The 16,001-nt window shown below is 66.0% G+C and carries 17 protein-coding genes; 7 read left to right on the top strand and 10 right to left on the bottom strand.

Translation table 11 applies throughout. The annotated features are described in order from the left end of the window. Positions 1–7: 7 nt before the first annotated feature. From AWB94_RS22385 to lpqN, 4 genes are all read right to left on the bottom strand, one after another. Positions 8–1,393 (bottom strand): tyrosine-protein kinase domain-containing protein, encoded by a 1,386-nt coding sequence (locus AWB94_RS22385; RefSeq protein WP_062654760.1) that lies wholly within the window; start codon positions 1,391–1,393, stop codon positions 8–10. A gap of 123 nt (positions 1,394–1,516) precedes the next feature. Beyond that, on the bottom strand, positions 1,517–3,301 hold the full coding sequence (locus tag AWB94_RS22380) for a DUF4012 domain-containing protein (RefSeq protein WP_234811840.1): 1,785 nt from the start codon (positions 3,299–3,301) through the stop codon (positions 1,517–1,519). 29 nt (positions 3,302–3,330) lie between these two features. Continuing rightward, positions 3,331–3,807 (bottom strand): hypothetical protein, encoded by a 477-nt coding sequence (locus AWB94_RS22375; RefSeq protein ID WP_234811839.1) that lies wholly within the window; start codon positions 3,805–3,807, stop codon positions 3,331–3,333. Between the two features lie 217 nt (positions 3,808–4,024). Continuing rightward, on the bottom strand, positions 4,025–4,735 hold the full coding sequence (gene lpqN, locus AWB94_RS22370; RefSeq protein WP_062654763.1) for an envelope biogenesis lipoprotein LpqN: 711 nt from the start codon (positions 4,733–4,735) through the stop codon (positions 4,025–4,027). A gap of 160 nt (positions 4,736–4,895) precedes the next feature. Here lpqN and AWB94_RS22365 point away from each other — a divergent pair, with 160 nt between their 5' ends. Both AWB94_RS22365 and AWB94_RS22360 read left to right on the top strand, forming a co-directional pair. Next, positions 4,896–5,546, top strand: coding sequence for a DUF5642 family protein (locus tag AWB94_RS22365; RefSeq protein ID WP_131805188.1), 651 nt, complete (start codon positions 4,896–4,898; stop codon positions 5,544–5,546). A gap of 20 nt (positions 5,547–5,566) precedes the next feature. After that, on the top strand, positions 5,567–6,223 hold the full coding sequence (locus AWB94_RS22360) for a DUF5642 family protein (RefSeq protein WP_062654765.1): 657 nt from the start codon (positions 5,567–5,569) through the stop codon (positions 6,221–6,223). Positions 6,224–6,226: 3 nt separating this feature from the next. Here AWB94_RS22360 and AWB94_RS22355 read toward each other — a convergent pair whose 3' ends face one another. Beyond that, the gene (locus AWB94_RS22355) at positions 6,227–6,835 is read right to left on the bottom strand and encodes an alpha-ketoglutarate-dependent dioxygenase AlkB (protein ID WP_062654766.1); all 609 of its coding nucleotides are present in this window, start codon (positions 6,833–6,835) and stop codon (positions 6,227–6,229) included. Positions 6,836–6,866: 31 nt separating this feature from the next. Next, entirely contained in the window at positions 6,867–7,298 is a 432-nt protein-coding gene (gene soxR / locus AWB94_RS22350; RefSeq protein ID WP_062654767.1) for a redox-sensitive transcriptional activator SoxR, read from the bottom strand. Between the two features lie 34 nt (positions 7,299–7,332). On the opposite strand from soxR, the gene arcA reads away from it, so the two are divergent. Next, the gene (arcA, locus tag AWB94_RS22345) at positions 7,333–8,544 is read left to right on the top strand and encodes an arginine deiminase (protein ID WP_084394947.1); all 1,212 of its coding nucleotides are present in this window, start codon (positions 7,333–7,335) and stop codon (positions 8,542–8,544) included. A 10-nt stretch (positions 8,545–8,554) separates the two neighbouring features. Continuing rightward, complete coding sequence (locus AWB94_RS22340) at positions 8,555–9,847, top strand: cryptochrome/photolyase family protein (protein WP_062654768.1); 1,293 nt, start codon at positions 8,555–8,557, stop codon at positions 9,845–9,847. Between the two features lie 51 nt (positions 9,848–9,898). On the opposite strand, the gene AWB94_RS22335 is transcribed toward AWB94_RS22340, so the two are convergent. From AWB94_RS22335 to AWB94_RS22320, 4 genes are all read right to left on the bottom strand, one after another. Beyond that, the gene (locus tag AWB94_RS22335) at positions 9,899–10,351 is read right to left on the bottom strand and encodes a pyridoxamine 5'-phosphate oxidase family protein (protein ID WP_062654769.1); all 453 of its coding nucleotides are present in this window, start codon (positions 10,349–10,351) and stop codon (positions 9,899–9,901) included. Between the two features lie 123 nt (positions 10,352–10,474). Then, on the bottom strand, positions 10,475–11,209 hold the full coding sequence (locus tag AWB94_RS22330; RefSeq protein WP_062654770.1) for a hypothetical protein: 735 nt from the start codon (positions 11,207–11,209) through the stop codon (positions 10,475–10,477). After that, positions 11,206–11,796 carry a VOC family protein gene (locus AWB94_RS22325; RefSeq protein ID WP_062654771.1) on the bottom strand — a complete coding sequence of 197 codons (591 nt, stop codon included), beginning with the start codon at positions 11,794–11,796 and terminating at the stop codon, positions 11,206–11,208. Before AWB94_RS22325 ends, AWB94_RS22330 begins: the two co-directional genes overlap by 4 nt. Positions 11,797–11,883: 87 nt before the next feature. After that, positions 11,884–12,672, bottom strand: coding sequence for an SDR family NAD(P)-dependent oxidoreductase (locus tag AWB94_RS22320; protein ID WP_062654772.1), 789 nt, complete (start codon positions 12,670–12,672; stop codon positions 11,884–11,886). A 461-nt stretch (positions 12,673–13,133) separates the two neighbouring features. Between AWB94_RS22320 and AWB94_RS22315 the strand changes: the two genes are divergently transcribed. The 3 genes from AWB94_RS22315 to AWB94_RS22305 are packed head-to-tail and all read left to right on the top strand — an operon-like array spanning position 13,134 to position 15,968. Next, positions 13,134–13,754, top strand: a complete 621-nt coding sequence (locus AWB94_RS22315) for an RraA family protein (RefSeq protein ID WP_165605260.1) — start codon at positions 13,134–13,136, stop codon at positions 13,752–13,754. A 15-nt stretch (positions 13,755–13,769) separates the two neighbouring features. Then, positions 13,770–14,996, top strand: coding sequence for a DUF3500 domain-containing protein (locus AWB94_RS22310; RefSeq protein ID WP_062654774.1), 1,227 nt, complete (start codon positions 13,770–13,772; stop codon positions 14,994–14,996). Between the two features lie 9 nt (positions 14,997–15,005). After that, the gene (locus AWB94_RS22305) at positions 15,006–15,968 is read left to right on the top strand and encodes a LysR family transcriptional regulator (protein ID WP_062654775.1); all 963 of its coding nucleotides are present in this window, start codon (positions 15,006–15,008) and stop codon (positions 15,966–15,968) included. The last annotated feature ends 33 nt before the right edge of the window (positions 15,969–16,001 follow it).

Here is a 16,001-nt window from a genome sequence, read left to right as displayed (position 1 = left end):
TTTTGCGTCATCTGGTGGGTTCGCCGGCGTCGTGAGCCGGCCGTTCGCTGCGGTAGTGGCGGTAGGCGTACTCCGCCCCCCGGGGCGGGGGCGCCATGGTGAGCACCGCTCCCAGAATCGGTGCGCCGACATCATCGAGGGTGCGCACCGCCTGTGCGAGCTGGTCTCGTTTGGTGTGCCCGTGCCGGGTGACCAGGAGGGCGCCATCGCAGCTCGTGGCGAGCACGGCGGCATCGGCGACCGCGATGAGCGGTGACGAATCGACGATGACGTAGTCGAAGTTCGCGCGCAGTTGACCGAGTACCTTCTGGGCCGCCAGTGATCCGACCAGTTCACCCGGGTTGGGTGGCACCGCGCCGGAACTCAGTACGGTCAGTCTCGGGAAATGGCTCTCCTGCAAAGCCTCTGACAGTGTGATGTCGCCGCTGAGCACGGTGCTGAGTCCGACCGCGCCGATCACCCCGAGCTTCTCATCCAGCATCGGGCGTCGCATGTCACCGTCGACGAGGGCGACATTGTGGCCGGCATCGGCCAGGGCCAAGGCGAGATTGATTGTGGTGGTGGTCTTTCCCTCGCCGGGCAACGCGCTGGTCACGACGATCATTCGTGGTGGGTTGTCGACGGAGAGGAACCTCAGATTGGTTCCGAGCTTGCGGAACGACTCTGCGAACAGCGAGTGGTCGTTCTCGAAGGGCGCCGCAGGCAGATTTCGGCGCTCCTTGTCCAGTGGGATGCTCCCGACCAGCCCGGTGTGTGCGGTGGCTTCGACGGTTTGCCGGTCCTTGACCGTGTTGTCGAGCACCTCGCGTAGGACAGCCAGCCCCACTCCCACTCCGAGTCCGACCACCAGGCCGCCGAACAGGTTGAGGATGGGGTTGGGCAGCACCGGTTTCTGTGGCGTCGATGCGCGCTGCTCGACGACGACGCGGGCCAGCGGCGTCGCGCCCGCCTTCGGCGTTTCCAACTCCCGGACCATGACCACGAATTCGTCGGCCATGGTGTTGGCGATATCTCGGGCCCGGGTCGGTGACTCGTCGCGCACCTTCACATCGATCAGCACCGTGTCGGACTTGGCGGTGGCTTTGACCTTGTCCTGGAACGCTTCCGGGCTCATGCCCAGCCCGAGCTTGTCGATGGTGCGCTGCGCCAACGTCTGACCGTTGATCAGCGTGGCGTACGAGAGTACGCGTTGCTGCGAGAGCAGGTTGGCCTGGTACAGATCGGTCACCGAACCGCCGGTGCTGTTGGTGGACAGGAAAAGTCGGGTGCTGGCCTGGTACTGCGGCCTGGTGAGCAAGGTGAACGCGATTGCGCCCAGAATGCAGATCAGCGTGGTGACCGCCACGGTGACCCACCGGGTCCGTAGCAGTTTCGTGAACTCCTGAAGGCTCAATGTCCCTCCCGCGCTCTGTCATTGGCGACTTCTGCGATTACCGAATCCTACCTGTGCAGCGGTGGTCCGGTTGGCGAATCGCGATCCTGGCAAATATGGAAAGTGCTTGCCATGTAACCTTCTTCATCCTGAACAGTCGGGTACGGATACGGTCGGGACCACATTGTCCAGCAATGGTTGTACCGGGACCCGTGCGGAGCCTGCGGCGGTCGGTTCGGACAGATGAAAGACCAAGTCGCCGCTTTGCCCGGGCGGGATGATCACCTGAACCTCGAGACTGGGGTGGCCGCGTTCGGTGCGCTTGACGGCAGGGATGCGTTGGCCGTTGGCGGTGACGCTGACCAGCTTGGCGTCGGTCGTGGTGATCAGGCGAACCGAGGTCACCATGGTGGCACGTGGAATATCGATCGGAAGGTTGGGCAGCAGGCCGGCCGCTCCGGCGACATAGTCGGGAAGCGAATCGCCGGGTGCCGTGCTGGACAACCGTATGCTGACCGCGGACTTCCTGGTTTGGCCGTCGCAACCGTCGGCGGTGTACTCGATTTCCCGCCTCAGATAGTAGTCGAGCTTGTTGCCGCCCAGGTTGTTGATCACGACGCCGGCGTATGGGGCAGCGTCCTCCGGGATGATGTGTGCCAGTGATGTTTTCTCGAGGAGTTCCTGTTCGGCTGGTGTTGCGCTCCAGACCGCGATCCGACGCTCACCGACGGCTCGGCCCAACGCGTCGAGGAGCTGCCGCGGTGCGGGAACCGGGCCGGTCATCTTCTCGACGACTTCACCGGCGATGTCCTGGAGGTACTTCTTGCGGGCCACCGGATCATTCGGGAAGCGTTGGTAAGCAGTGGATTCGGTCAGCTCGATGACGTTCGCCTCGGTGATCACCTCGCCGTCGGGCATGGTCACCGGGCCGACGGCACCGAGCACGTAACTCAGGGCGACCGGGTCCAGTGCGATGACGCCGTCGACGTTCATCCCGGAGTCATGCGCCCACATGGCTTTCCAGATCTGGGCGGCGTAGGGGAAATGCGCGCTGAGGTTGCTGTTGCGGAAATCGGTGAACGGGTTGGTGAATCCGTACTGCTGGGCGTATTCGGGTCCGAGGTCGACAAGCGCGGACGACCCGCTGAGTTCGGTGTTCGCGGCCAGGGTGTCCACTTTGGCCGCGCCGTTGTCCAAACGCAGGATGCCGAATCCGCCGAGCAGGCCTCCGGTGCCGCGTGCCTCGGCGTTGGTCTGGAAGCCCATGAAGTACGTGCGTGGGCCATCGGCACCCATCATCGAAGGGACGAGCTGTGCGGCCAGTGCGGTGTTGTGCAGTGTCGTGGTGATATCGGCGGTCTGCTCCTGGAGCTTCGCGCGGGCGTCGCGAAGCATCGGAACGTAACCGGGGTCGGCGATCGCCTGGGTTTCGGCCTCCAGCCGGCCGGCATTCGCTGCGATCTCGGCGAGTTGGGGCTCGGCGCTACGTAGCAGTTGTACGTCGATCCGCCCGTCGTCGAGCAGCCGGTCAGGGGCGATATCGGTTCCCATGCGCGCCGATGGTTGCAGCACGTCGGTGGCCAGGGCGAGCACCGCGTCGGAGATCTGTTGCCCGGATTTGAAGGGGCTGCCGATCCACGGGATCGCCGCCATCATCTGCCACGGCATCGAATGTGTTGCACTGCTGGCATTTCGGGCGTGTTCGGTGGTGGCGTCCGCCCACTGCACGGCTTCTTGGGTCTTCCCGTCGACCAGCGCGTCCTTGGCCAGTTGTGCACTCTGACGCGCCTGTTCGAGTCCGGCCTTGGCGTCGAGAGCACGCAGGCCGAGCCAACACCCAAAGCCGATCACGGCGGCCAGGATCAGCAGGCCCGGCCACAGGATGCGTCGGCCACGCCGGCGGGCGGGCACCGGCTCAGTGGGGGTCACGGGCGGTTATCGCGTCGTGGCCCGGTGCCCTAGCAGCCCCTGCTGTAGGACAGGGAGACCGTGCCGTACGGCCCGATCTGCGCCGTGGCGCCCAGAATGCAGACCTGCACGTTGACGTCCTCGAACCAGCTAAACAACGGCTGCAGGAAGCCGGGGACCAGGGTGAGCGGATAGAAGGCCAACACCACGGTTTTCGGCTTGTCGGGGTTGGCCGGGCCGAACCACCAGAACTGATTCTGGAAGATGCCCTGGATGACCTGGCCCGGCGTCGCCGTGGCCCCGACGACCGCCGTCGGCATCGGGGTGGTGCACTCCACCGAGCCCACCGGCAGGCAGTCGGTGGTCAGCCCGGCGGTGGCACCGACGGCTTGTGGAATCGGCGCCGCAGCCGGTGTCGCGTGTGCGACTGCGGCGGGTGTGAGGACAGCGGCGGCGGCGATTCCGGTTGCCGCAGACGCGATCTGAATCTTTCTCGCGATGACGGGGACCATCCCCGAAACTGTCATGGTCATTGCTCCCCAGCCCTCCGTACCGTCACGTCCGCTCGGTGCCGTCGGCCGCAGGCCGATGGTGGGTCTCCGCGCAGGCTTTATGGTCGAAGACTAGCCAGATCGGCGAAGGGCAGAATCGGGTGTTTCCCCCTATTGGGAGCCCCCTTCGGGCCGCGGTGCGGCCGCTACGTCCACTGCGCCGCCGCTGGCGGCTCATCCGGTGCCGGCTGCGTCAGGGTGTGATCGTGGTTTCATCGTCGATGGCCGTGGTGACATCCATCAACGGACCCATCTGGTCTTCGGTGCCCTCGGCGTTGAGTTGGAGGACGAACAGATCCTGGCCGGCCGGGATGATCACCGTCTTCTGGGCGATCAAGCGTTTCTGCCCGTCCTTGACGTAGGTACCGCCCACCTGGACGGCGTCGAAGCCACCGAGTTTGCCGCTCTTGCCGGAGCTGGGGCCCTCGAAGTCGGGCAGGTTCTGCAATTCGCCGGGGGCGTACTCCACGACCTTTGCCGGATCGGCGCCGGTCAGCTTGGACATGACGGCCGTCACCGTCGGCGGGACCGGCCCGGCCGAGGGATCGGTGAACACGATCTGACCCCATGCCCAGTTGGGCGTCTTGGCCCCGGCGTCGGCCCAGCCCTCCGGGATCGGCAGGTTCAGCGTCGGGGTTCCGGGATCGCCTCGCTTGACCGGCGTCTCGGTGATGTGGTTGTCCTTGATGTAGTCGACGAGCGTGTAGTGCGCCCCGGCCGCCGGTGTGGGCGCGGTGCTGGTGGCACTGGCCGCGGGGCTCTCGGATGTCGTGGAAGTGGCTGAGGCGCTGCTGCTTTCATTCGATGCGGGCGCGCTCTTGGTGTCCGAGCCGCAGCCGGTTAGGGCGAGCCCGAGCGCCGCTGCGGTCGCCGCGAGTCCACGTGCCGTGGTGTACCAGTTCATGCCTTCTCCTGTGGTCGTCGCGGTTCTGCCGGGGAATCCTGCCAGAAACGTGGGTGCCCCGGTGTGAATCGGTCGGCGGCGTCGCCGTCGGCCGCCACGCCGAAAACGTCGCTCGGCGCCGACACCCACCGGGATGTGGTATCACAGCGGCGTGCGCACGATGGCGATTTGCCTGGTGGCGACCGTGGGCGTGACGGCATGCGGGGCGCCGTCCGATGTCGCGCCGCCCTCCTCGACCCCGGTGTCGTCGTCCGGTGCGCCCGGCCCCGTCCGGCCCGCGGCCGTCGCCAGGGCCCGGGCCGACCTGCCCGCTGGATACGAGGTCGCCGATATCGCCGAGCCGGTTGCGCTGGCGTCCTTTTGGGGTTTCAAATCGGGGTGGTCGGCGGTACCGGAGCACTGCGGCGAACTTGCCGACCCGGGTGCCGGCACCCCGGTGCGCGGCTGGTCGGCGTCGGGGCCTGGTGGGATCGTCTACGCCGTGGTCGCCGGACCGGGCGCCCGGGCCGCCGCTCCGGACGGCTGTGCGGCGTGGTCGCTGAGGGGTGGGCACACGAGCGCGGCGGTGACGCCCGGACCCGCCCCGACGATCCCCGACACACCGACCGCGGCGATGAGTGCGGTGGCGACCACCACCGTCGAAGGCGGCACGGTCACCCGGATGCACGCCGACACCGTCACCGCGTACCTGACCGGGACCTACATCGCCTCCGTCACCGTGGTCACCGATCCGGGATCGGCCCAGCAGACCCTGCCCGCCGATACCGCACCACACCTGCTGGCACAGGTGGTTTCGGTGGTCACACGGTGACGCCGGTAGATTTGGCGGCGATGCTCACTCCACGAGCGGCCGCCCTCGTGGCCTGTGCTGCCGCCCTCACCGCGTGCTCCGCCACGAAGCCGGCCGCCCAGCCCGATATCTCCCACGTCGTCGATCTGAAGTCGCAGTTCGGCCCGGAGTTCCACGTGACCACCGTGGCCCCGACCGGTATCGACCCGAAGATGCTGGCCGCCCAGCCGATGCCGCCGGGAGTCAAGATCGCACCGCCGGACTGCGCCAAGTTCGCCAACGGGCTGGCCCTGCCGCCGGGGGTGAAGGGCAACATGGCGGCGACGACGGCCGAGGGCAACGGCAACCGGTTCATCGTCATCGCGCTGGAGACCTCCGACCCCATCGGCTTCAACGATCCCGGCCCGGCCTGCCAGAAGGTCGACTACACCGGCACCGGCATCGCCGGGCAGGTGCAGGTTGTCGAGTCGCCGAAGATCGACGATGCGCGGGTGCTGGGCACCCATCGGGTGGTGCGCACGATGGTGGGCGGGGCGCCCCGCACCGGGGAACTGTTCAACTATGTGGCCAGTTTCGGCACGTTCCTGGTGATGGTCACCGCCAATCCGCTGGTCGAGCCCAACAAGCCGGTGGTGCCGGTGGACACCGGCAAGGCGCGAGATCTGCTCACCAAGGCCGTGGCCGACGTGCGCGGCTGACCGCTAACGCACGTCGCGCGGCCGGAACTGGATGCTGATCCGCGGTCCCACCGGCCGGGCTGTCTTGGGGACGGCGTGCTCCCACGTGCGCTGACAGGACCCGCCCATCACCAGCAGGTCACCGTGGGCCTGCGGTAACCGCAAGCTGCGTCCACCGGTGCGGGGCCGCATCGCGAACACCCTTCGCGCACCCAGGCTGACGATGGCCACCATGGTGTCGGCAGTGCTGCTGCGGCCGATGGTGTCTCCGTGCCAGGCCACGCTGTCGTCACCGTCGCGATACAGGCACAGTCCGGCGGTGGTGAAGCGCTCACCCAGTTCGCCGGCGTAGATGTCGTTGAGCCGGACCCGCAGCCTGGCGATGCCCGGGTGCGGGGCGGTTTCGGTGGTGAGGTCGTGAAAACTCACCAGCCGGGGCACGTCGAGCACCCGCTCGTACATCTGCCGGCGTTCGGCACGCCACGGGATGGCCGTGAGCAGTTCGTCGAAGAAGCCGTCCTCGCCTTCCGGAGACCCGTTGAGCCAGCCGGCCCGGACGTCGATCCAGGCGCCGTCGCCCAGGTAGCGACGCTCCGAGTGGTCGAAAAGCGACCCCTGAACGGCCAGAGACACACCTCGATGTTATCGCACAAGCGTTCGATGGCTATAGCTTGGCGGCGCCCGGGCCGTGTTCGGAAAGCATGTCGCCCGGATTGGACAGCATGCAGGTTTTCAGGCTCAGGCAACCGCAGCCGATGCAATCGGCCAGGTTGTCGCGTAGACGCTCCAGATGCATGATTCGTTCGTCGAGGTCGTGGCGCCAGCCGGCCGACAGTTTGGCCCAGTCCTTGCTGGTGGGCACCCGGTCGGCGGGGAGCGAGGCCAGCGCCTCGCGGATCCGCGCCAGCGGGATGCCCAGCCGCTGCGACATCCGGATGAACGCCACCCGGCGCAGCGTCTCGCGCGGGTAGCGCCGCTGATTGCCGCTGGTGCGCCGTGACGCGATGAGCCCTTCGCGCTCGTAGAAGTGCAACGCCGACACCGCCACACCACTGCGGTGTGCCAGCTCACCCGGTGTCAGCTCATGGGATTCCATACACCTCAACCATAGTTGAGATAACGTCTGCGGTGTGGAATCGGGCCAGGTATTGGGATGTAATTCGGAAGTCGGCACCCTGAAGGTTGTCATCCTGCACCGGCCGGGTGCCGAACTGCAGCGGCTGACCCCACGCAACAACGACAGCCTGTTGTTCGACGGCTTGCCGTGGGTGGCCAAGGCGCAGGAGGAGCACGACGCCTTCGCTGCCGTGCTGGCCGGCCGCGGTGTGGAGGTGCTGCTGCTGGCAGATCTGCTCACCGAGGCGCTGGCCTCGGGCGCGGCCAGGATGCACGGCATTTCCGCTGCCGTCGACGCGCGTCGGCTCGGTGTACCTCTGGCGCAAGAACTTTCGGCCTACCTGCGGACTCTGGACGCCGCCACGTTGGCGCACGTCCTGATCGCCGGGATGACGTTCAACGAGTTACCGTTCGCGGGCAGTGAGCTGTCCCTGGTGCGCCGCATGCACCACGGCGCGGATTTCGTGATCGAGCCGTTGCCGAACTTGATGTTCACCAGGGACTCGTCCTTCTGGATCGGTCCGAGGATGGCGATCACCTCGCTGGCCCTGCCGGCCCGGTCGCGGGAATCGTCGTTGACCGATTTGATCTACGCGCACCATCCCCGCTTCCTCGGGGTGCGGCGGGCCTACGAATCCCGCTCCGCGCCGGTGGAGGGCGGCGACGTGCTGCTGTTGCGGCCCGGGGTGGTGGCGGTCGGGGTGGGCGAACGCACCACACCGGCGGGTGCGGAAGCCCTGGCGCGCAGCCTGTTCGAGGACGATCTGGCGCACACCGTGTTGGCGGTGCCGATCGCCCAGCAGCGCGCCCAGATGCACTTGGACACCGTCTGCACCATGGTGGACACCGATGCGGTGGTGATGTACCCGAACATCGTCGACTCACTGTCGGCGTTCACCATGCACCGCACGCCCGACGGCGGGGTGCAGATCGACGATGAGCGGCCCTTCGTCCGGGCCGCGGCCGACGCCATGGGGATCGACACGTTGCGTGTCATCGACACCGGCCTGGACCCGGTGACCGCCGAGCGCGAACAGTGGGATGACGGTAACAACACCCTGGCGCTGGCCCCCGGGGTGGTGGTGGCCTACGAACGCAACACCGAAACCAATGCCCGCCTTGCCGATTCGGGTATCGAGGTGCTCACCATCGCGGCTTCGGAGCTGGGCAGCGGGCGGGGCGGGCCGCGATGCATGTCCTGCCCGGCGGCGCGCGAGCCGCTGTAACGTCGGCGGTATGCCTACGCTGCTGTGGTTTCGGCGCGACCTGCGCTTGCACGACCTGCCGCCGCTGCTGAACGCCGCCGAGCCCGACGGCCAGGTGCTGGCCTGCTACGTCCTGGACCCCAGGCTGAAAGCCGGCTCCGGTCCGCGCCGGCTGCAGTATCTGTACGACGCGCTGCGTGACCTGAACGACCGGCTCGACGGCCGGCTGCTGGTCGTCGAGGGGCGGCCCGAGAAACGGATCCCGGCGCTGGTCAAGCAGATCGGTGCCACCGCGGTGCACGTGTCGGGGGACTACTCGCCATTCGGTAAGCGCCGCGACACCGCGGTGCGCCACGCCCTGGGTGAGGTACCGCTGGAGGAGTCCGGCTCACCGTATCTGGTGTCCCCGGGACGCGTCACCAAGGACGACGGCACCCCGTACAAGGTGTTCACGCCGTTCTTCCGGGCCTGGACCGGGCACGGGTGGCGAGCGCCCGCCAAGACGACGGCCAAGTCGGCCAGCTGGATCGACCCGGCCGGCCTGGACGGCGGGGTGGACATCCCGACCGGCGTGGCAGAGCTCGAGCTGCCGGCCGGGGAGACGGCGGCACGCGCGGCGTGGAAGCGCTTCGTTGCCGACGGGCTGGCCGATTATGCCGATGACCGCGACCGGCCGGACCGCGAAGCCAGCAGCCGGATGTCGGCGCACCTCAAGTTCGGCGCCATCCATCCGCGCACGATGGCCGCCGATCTCGGGAAAGGCGAAGGGGCCCAAGCTTACCTGCGCGAGTTGGCGTTCCGGGACTTCTATGCCGACGTGTTGCATCACTGGCCGCGCAGCGCCTGGTGGAACTGGAACCGCACCTTCGACGCGATCGCCGTGGACGAGGACGCCGAGGCGCGCACGCGGTTCGAGCTGTGGAAAACGGGGAAGACGGGCTTCCCGATCGTCGACGCCGGGATGCGTCAGCTCGCCGCAACCGGATTCATGCACAACAGGGTGCGGATGATCACCGCGTCGTTTCTGGTGAAGGATCTGCACCTGCCGTGGCAATGGGGCGCGCGCTGGTTCCTGGACCAGCTGGTGGACGGCGACATGGCCAGCAATCAGCACGGCTGGCAGTGGGCGGCCGGCTGCGGTACCGACGCCGCCCCGTACTTCCGGGTGTTCAACCCCGACACCCAGGGCAAGAAGTTCGACCCCGACGAGGTGTACGTACGGCGCTGGGTGCCGGAGTACGGCAGCCCCGACTACCCGGCGCCGATGGTGGACCACAAGGCCGAGCGGGCCGACGCGTTGCGGCGGTACGAGGAGATCCGGTGACTGAGCTGGATCAGTCGTTCCATCGGATTCTCAAGCGCCACGGGGGCAGCGTCAGATCGGGGTTCCATACGATGTCGTCTTACCGGTGTGCCACGGGCCCACGCCAGAGACGCGCGTGATCTCAACGGTGACGAGGACATGTCCGCCTTCGTTGAGCCCGAAACGGGGTGCGCCTGTGTACTTGTGAAACAGCTGGTCCATGAATCTCTGGCCGCGTTCAAGATCGTTGTCGATCGACGCAACTCCTTCGATGAGGAGATGTCGGGTCAATCCGCTTTCGAGCTTCTGACTGTCTTGGATCGAAAGAATGCAATTCGGATCGTGTGCGAGGTTCTTTCCTTTGACCCGCCACGGAGGTGTTCCGAACTGGATCCGCCCGTCACCGGTCACGTCGATCCAGATGAAGGACACGTGCGGGCGCCCGTTGGGTCGCATCGTCACCAGGTGGGCGCACGGGCGTGACTCGATGAGCGCGCGGGCCTCTGGGTGAAGGTCGTAAGCCATCGTCGGCTACCTCTCGGAGTTCCTACCTGACGTGAATTCTCGATAACCTGAGCTGCTTTGGCCGAGCGAGGGGGCCGGTGTCGCGTTATGTCCCGAGGAACGGGCCTGACGCTCCGGACGGCCTCAGAGTATTTCGGCGACTGTGAACGGTGCCCACGTGATGTCACCGTAAAGGACACTGGCCACATCCGGGTCCGAACTCGGGGCGAGCGCCGCGGCCGGATGACCGGCATCGAAGAGCCATTCGATCGACTTGACCTGAGCCTCCATCACGTCGGCGACGAACGGTACCGCGATCCGGGCGATCTGCTCACCACCGTCCGCACCGGCGAAGGTCGTGAAGTAGTTCAGGTGCCCGCCGATCGATGCCAACCTTTCGGTACCGACAGACGACGTCGTTCTCACGACGACCTTGCCGTCGACGTAGAGTTCCTGGACCAGTTCGCCTGGCTGAGGCTCGGTGTGCTGCACCCGTCCGATGTCGGCTCGGTTTCCGGATGATGCCTTGGCGAAGGAACGCATGCCCTCGGACTCCAACCAGTGATGTGCGAAGAAGCGGCCATGCCCTGTCGCATTGCCATCGCTTGTCTGGGTGTCGTATCCGCTGACTTCTGGAGCGATATAGCCGCACGAGAGGCGCTCGTACGTCCCCATTCCCGAGGAGCGTCCGGGATCCTGTGCGGCCCAGAGGTTGAGTAGCACGACTCCGTCGGGGTGCGGCTGCAACCGGCTCGGAAGGGCCCGCCGCGCCGCGGCCGGATCCGCCGGCCGGAACCCGATGATCATCATCCGAGCGTCCTTGATGATCTCTCGGGGAAGCGGGACGACATCCGGGCCGGCAACGGTCTCGACACTCATGGCATTTCCTTTCCAGGTATGGCTTGTCGGTTGCTCCACTCGTGCTTCGGTTCAAGCAGCCGGGCCTCGGTGGTGGCTTCGTAGGGAAGGTCACGCGCGGGGCGGGACACCAGTTCGAGCAGCAGTCCGATGGGCGTCCGAACGTACAGGATCCTCACGCCGGCATGGGGCACACCGTCCAGGAGTATCGGGCTGCCGCACGCGCTGCATCCATGCTCTTGCAGGTACCGATTCGCTTGGTCGATGTCGCGCACGTGAATTCCCAGATGTGTGGCCCCCACATCACTGGTACGCGGCCACAGTTCTTCACGATTCTCCGTGCTCCATTGGATGAACTCCACTACCTGAGTCGCCCCGAGCCTGACGTAGGCGAGAGTTGCCGACGCCCGGTCCTCGACGTCGAAATGCGTGGACATCCAGTCGCCCGAGGGATCGGAGAACGGGCCGGCCCTGAAGATCTCCTGACCTCCGAGCACCTCCACGCAGAAGGACACGGCGGCATCGAGGTCTTGGACCGACCAACTGACATGGTCGACATTGGTTGCGGTAGGTATCGATCCGGCCATCGCGGGTACATCCATTTCCATCTGTGTCACCGGCGAGAGCGCGCGTCACACGACGACAGCGGCCCAGCCGCGTATAGCTCAAACTATTGTCAGATAACGAATTCCACATCAAACGGTCGGGATGCTGCCGCCGTTCACCGTGTATTCGGCACCCGTGACGAATGATGCGAGCGGGCTCGCGAGGAAGACGATGACCGCTGCCACCTCCGCCACCCTGCCGAGCCGGGCAAGAGGAAGCTTGCGAACGTTGACGGCGAAATGTTCGATCGCAGCTTCCTTCTCCATGCCGAAGGACTCGGCGACGGAATCGCCGAATCCACCCGGCCGATCCCACATCGGTGTGCGCACCGGCCCCGGACTGACAGTGTTGGCGCGAATTCCGGCGCCCCCGAACTCGATCGACAGTGCCTTCATGAGCATGAGGATCGCTGCCTTGGACACGTTGTACTCGGCGAAGAAGGGGTCGGGCATTCGGCCGGCATCGGACGCCACGCTGACGATCGATCCTCCGCTGGCGGCCTTCATGTGAGGAACCACTTCACGGCACAGCCGTACGATGCTCAGAAAGTTGACATCGAGCGTGTGCCGCCAATCGGCGTCGGTTCCTTCGAGTGTGCTGCCACGCACCGGAGCGATCCCGGCGCACGAGATCAGGATGTCGATGGAGCCGAACGCCTCCAGCGCTGCGGCGGTCACAGCCGACGCCGAGTCCGTACCTGTGAGGTCACACTGGAACGGGCGCAGCCGAGGATCCTGCCGAGAAGCCAGGGGGGCGATATCGAGGTCCACCGCCAAAACGTTGGTGCCTTCGGCAATCAATTGATTCGCCGTCTCCAGTCCGATGCCCGACGCCCCGCCCGTGACGATCGCCGTCTTTCCTGAAAGCAGGTAGTCCATGTGCCATCTCCATTGATAGTACCGTCATCCGCTGACGCCCTGATGAAAGTGAATTTCGGATCTCGCGTTCGACCAGCGAGTCATGTTGAACGCTAAGTGAATTGGAACTCGTTGGCAAGTACCGAGATGCCGTTTGGCGCTTGCGATTACTGCGATTCGACGATCTAGAAGATCGACAAATGGCTGCCATTCGAAGATCGGAGGGCACGCCCGGTCGGCTTTGGATACGGTTGAACGATTGGCGGCCGTGGATGCCGCGCCACTTCGGGGTGACGTCGGTGATGATCGACGGAATTGATTGTTCAGCAACGTGATTGATCGAGGAGAGTTGAATGACTGAGCGAGGTTCCACGGAATCCGTCAACGCGAGGTTCGGCTGGGCGACGATCCGGGACCCGCTTCCGGCGACCGATACCGCGACGATTCAGCGCTTCCTCGCCCTCGACGATCTGTCCAGCACCGTGTCCGACGTCCTCGACGAGTTGGGTGTCCGCGGTGCGATCCCCACGTCACGCCTGCGGCCCTCCATGCCGGAACAGCGAATCGTCGGAAACGCCACCACGGTGCGCAACGTGGACCAGTCGCGGTCCGCACTTGCCGCGGTGTCCGACAAGGACTGGCGAATGGCCGAAATCCTCGCCCTGAGGAGTGCAAAACCCGGGGACATCCTGGTTATCGAAGGCCTTGCCGAAGTGTCGAACATGGGCGGCCTGATGGCCTCAGTTGCCAAGCGACAGGGCTTGGCGGGCGCGATAGTCGACGGCGGCGTCCGCGATCTGGGGAGATCGCGCGCCCTGCATTTTCCCGTGTGGTCGCGCGACCACACTCCGGTCACCGGCAAGTGGCGCAGCGTCACCACCGAGGTGAACGGAACGATCCGGCTGTCCGGCATCCCGGTAGCGGCCGGCGATCTGATCGTCGCCGACGAGACCGGGATCTGTTGCATCCCTCGTGATCTCATCCATAGCGTCCTTGAGCGCGCCGAGCAGATTGCGTCGTCAGAGGCCGGTTTCGATGCCTTGCTGAAGGCGGACGAGCCGGTCGACGGTCTCATCGACTACCTGTATGGCAAGGCAGAGTAAAACCAGATATTTGCGATGACTTTCGATACGTTCACCTCTCGGCGACCCCGGACTCTCGCCGAGATCACCGCGCTCGACGCGACGCGACCTGTTGCCATCGAACTGGCCGCGAAGGTCCAGGGATGGCTTGACAGTCTGTCCGACAAGCAGCGTGCACGAGCCACCTTCGGATCTCCGGGCAGTTCGGAGGACGAGCGGTTGCTGTGGTTTTACACGCCGACCGACCACGGCGGCCTCCCGTTGGTCGAACAGCGCCCGGCGCAGCATCGCCTGGTCATGCAGATTCTCGCGACCGGACTGTCTGAGGCCGGGTACGTCACCCTGGTCACCGTCATGGGCATGGAGAATGTGCTCGACCGCTTGGAGGGATGGTCGATGACCTTCGAGCGGGACCGGGGCAGAGACCCCGGAATGTATTACCTCAGCGTGTTCGGATCACCTGGTGACCGACTGTGGGGCTGGCGATTCGGCGGTCATCATGTCTCGGTCAATCAACTGATCGTCGACGGGCGCGTCGTATCCACGACCCCGCTTTTCCTCGGCGCAGATCCGGCCGCTGCGCCGCTGCTCGGCAGTGTTCTGCAACCTCTGGTCAGCGTGCAGGACGTCGCGCTCGAATTGATGAGATCTTTCGACCACGACCAGCGGACGCGGGCGCTGATTCATCCACGGGCCGTGTCGGATCTGGTTGGGGCAAACCGTTCCCTGGTCTCCGAGGGCGATCAGCGCCTTCCGCTGCCGGACGTGTTCCGAGGGCGGTTCACCGACAGCACCGTGGCAACCCAGCTCGACCAGGTCAATGAAGCGATGCAGGCAGGCTCCGGTTACTCGGCCGAAGACGACGCCCAAGTCGCGTTGACCGGGGTGCCGAAAGGCTTGCCGGCCGCCGCCATGACAGCGACGCAACGGGATGCGCTCCGGATTCTGCTCGACCTGTACTTCAGCCGGGCAGCGGAACCGATCGCCCAGTCGTACCGGGTCCGGTACCAGGCAGATGACCAGTTGGACCCCTTGCACGTCGCGTGGGCCGGGGCCATGAAAGCCGGCGAACCGCACTACTACCGCATCCAAGGTCCAGGAATCTTGATCGAGTACGACAACACCCAACGCCGCGCCAACCACGTTCACGCGGTGTGGCGGGATCCCACGGGCGACTTCGGAGTCGACACCCTCGCCCATCATCACCACACGGCGCATGGCGCGCTGAGGGCGCGTCAGCAGGAGGGCATTCCGAACGGGTAGCCTGCGCAAATGGTGTCATTGCGGGCGCTGGAGTCCCTGGTGGCAGTGGCCGACCACGGATCGATCACCCGCGCCGCGGAAGCCCTGCATTCGTCGCAGCCCGCAGTGTCTCAACAGCTCGCCGCACTCGAACGCGAGACACGCACGCAGCTGTTCGTACGCGAAGGACGTGGGGTGAGGCTGACACCCGCCGGTCGGGCGGCCCTGTCCGACGCGCGGCGGGCACTCGATTCCGCCGTGGCGGCGGTGCGCTCGGCGCGCGCCGTGGGGGAAGGCGCCAGCGGGTCGTTACGGCTCGCCTGCGCGCAGAGTCTCTCCGTCGCATTCCTCGCCCCGGTGATCCAGCGCTGGCTCCGTGCCGATGACGCAGTGAAGTTCACGGTGCGGGAATCGACCTCGATGGATGTGCTGATGCAAGTGCTCGACGACGACGAGGTCGATGTGACGTTCGTCGCCGAGCCCTCCTCGGTTCCCGATCGGTTCACCGTCATCCCGGTGGCGGAGGAAGAGATCGTCCTGACAACGGCATTGGATCATTTCCTGTCCGAACAGTCCGCCGTGCGACTCGATCAACTCGACGGCGTCCCCATCGTTCACTTCGCGCCCGAGAATGGCTTGGTCTCTTGGCTCGATTACGCGCTCGCCGAGGCCGGTGTCCGGCCCGATCCGGTCATGCGAACCGCGGTGACAGCATCCGCACCCCAATTGGCCGCTACGGGGCTCGGCGTCGCCGTCACGCCGATCAGCGCGGTCGGAGAGGGCTTTCCCGGAGCCGTACGGTCCTTCTCGCCGCGCTGGTTCCGGCAGTTGGTGGCCATCACTCCTTCAGCGCCTGACCCGCTCGCCGACCGCTTCATCGGTGAACTGCGTGAGCGGGGTGTGCACGTACCCCACGAGATTCGGCGGCAACTTTCCACCGACCGCACGGCACACGGCGACCTCGGGCGCCCCGATGGCCCACCGGGCCCGTGACGCCGCAGCGTCAGCAAGCCGAAACCGCCGCCG

The sequence above is a fragment of the Mycolicibacterium canariasense genome, from assembly GCF_002101555.1.
Lineage (GTDB): Bacteria > Actinomycetota > Actinomycetes > Mycobacteriales > Mycobacteriaceae > Mycobacterium > Mycobacterium canariasense.
The sequence above is the reverse complement of the archived record's forward strand: the minus strand, read 5'-3'. Positions and strand labels throughout refer to the sequence as shown.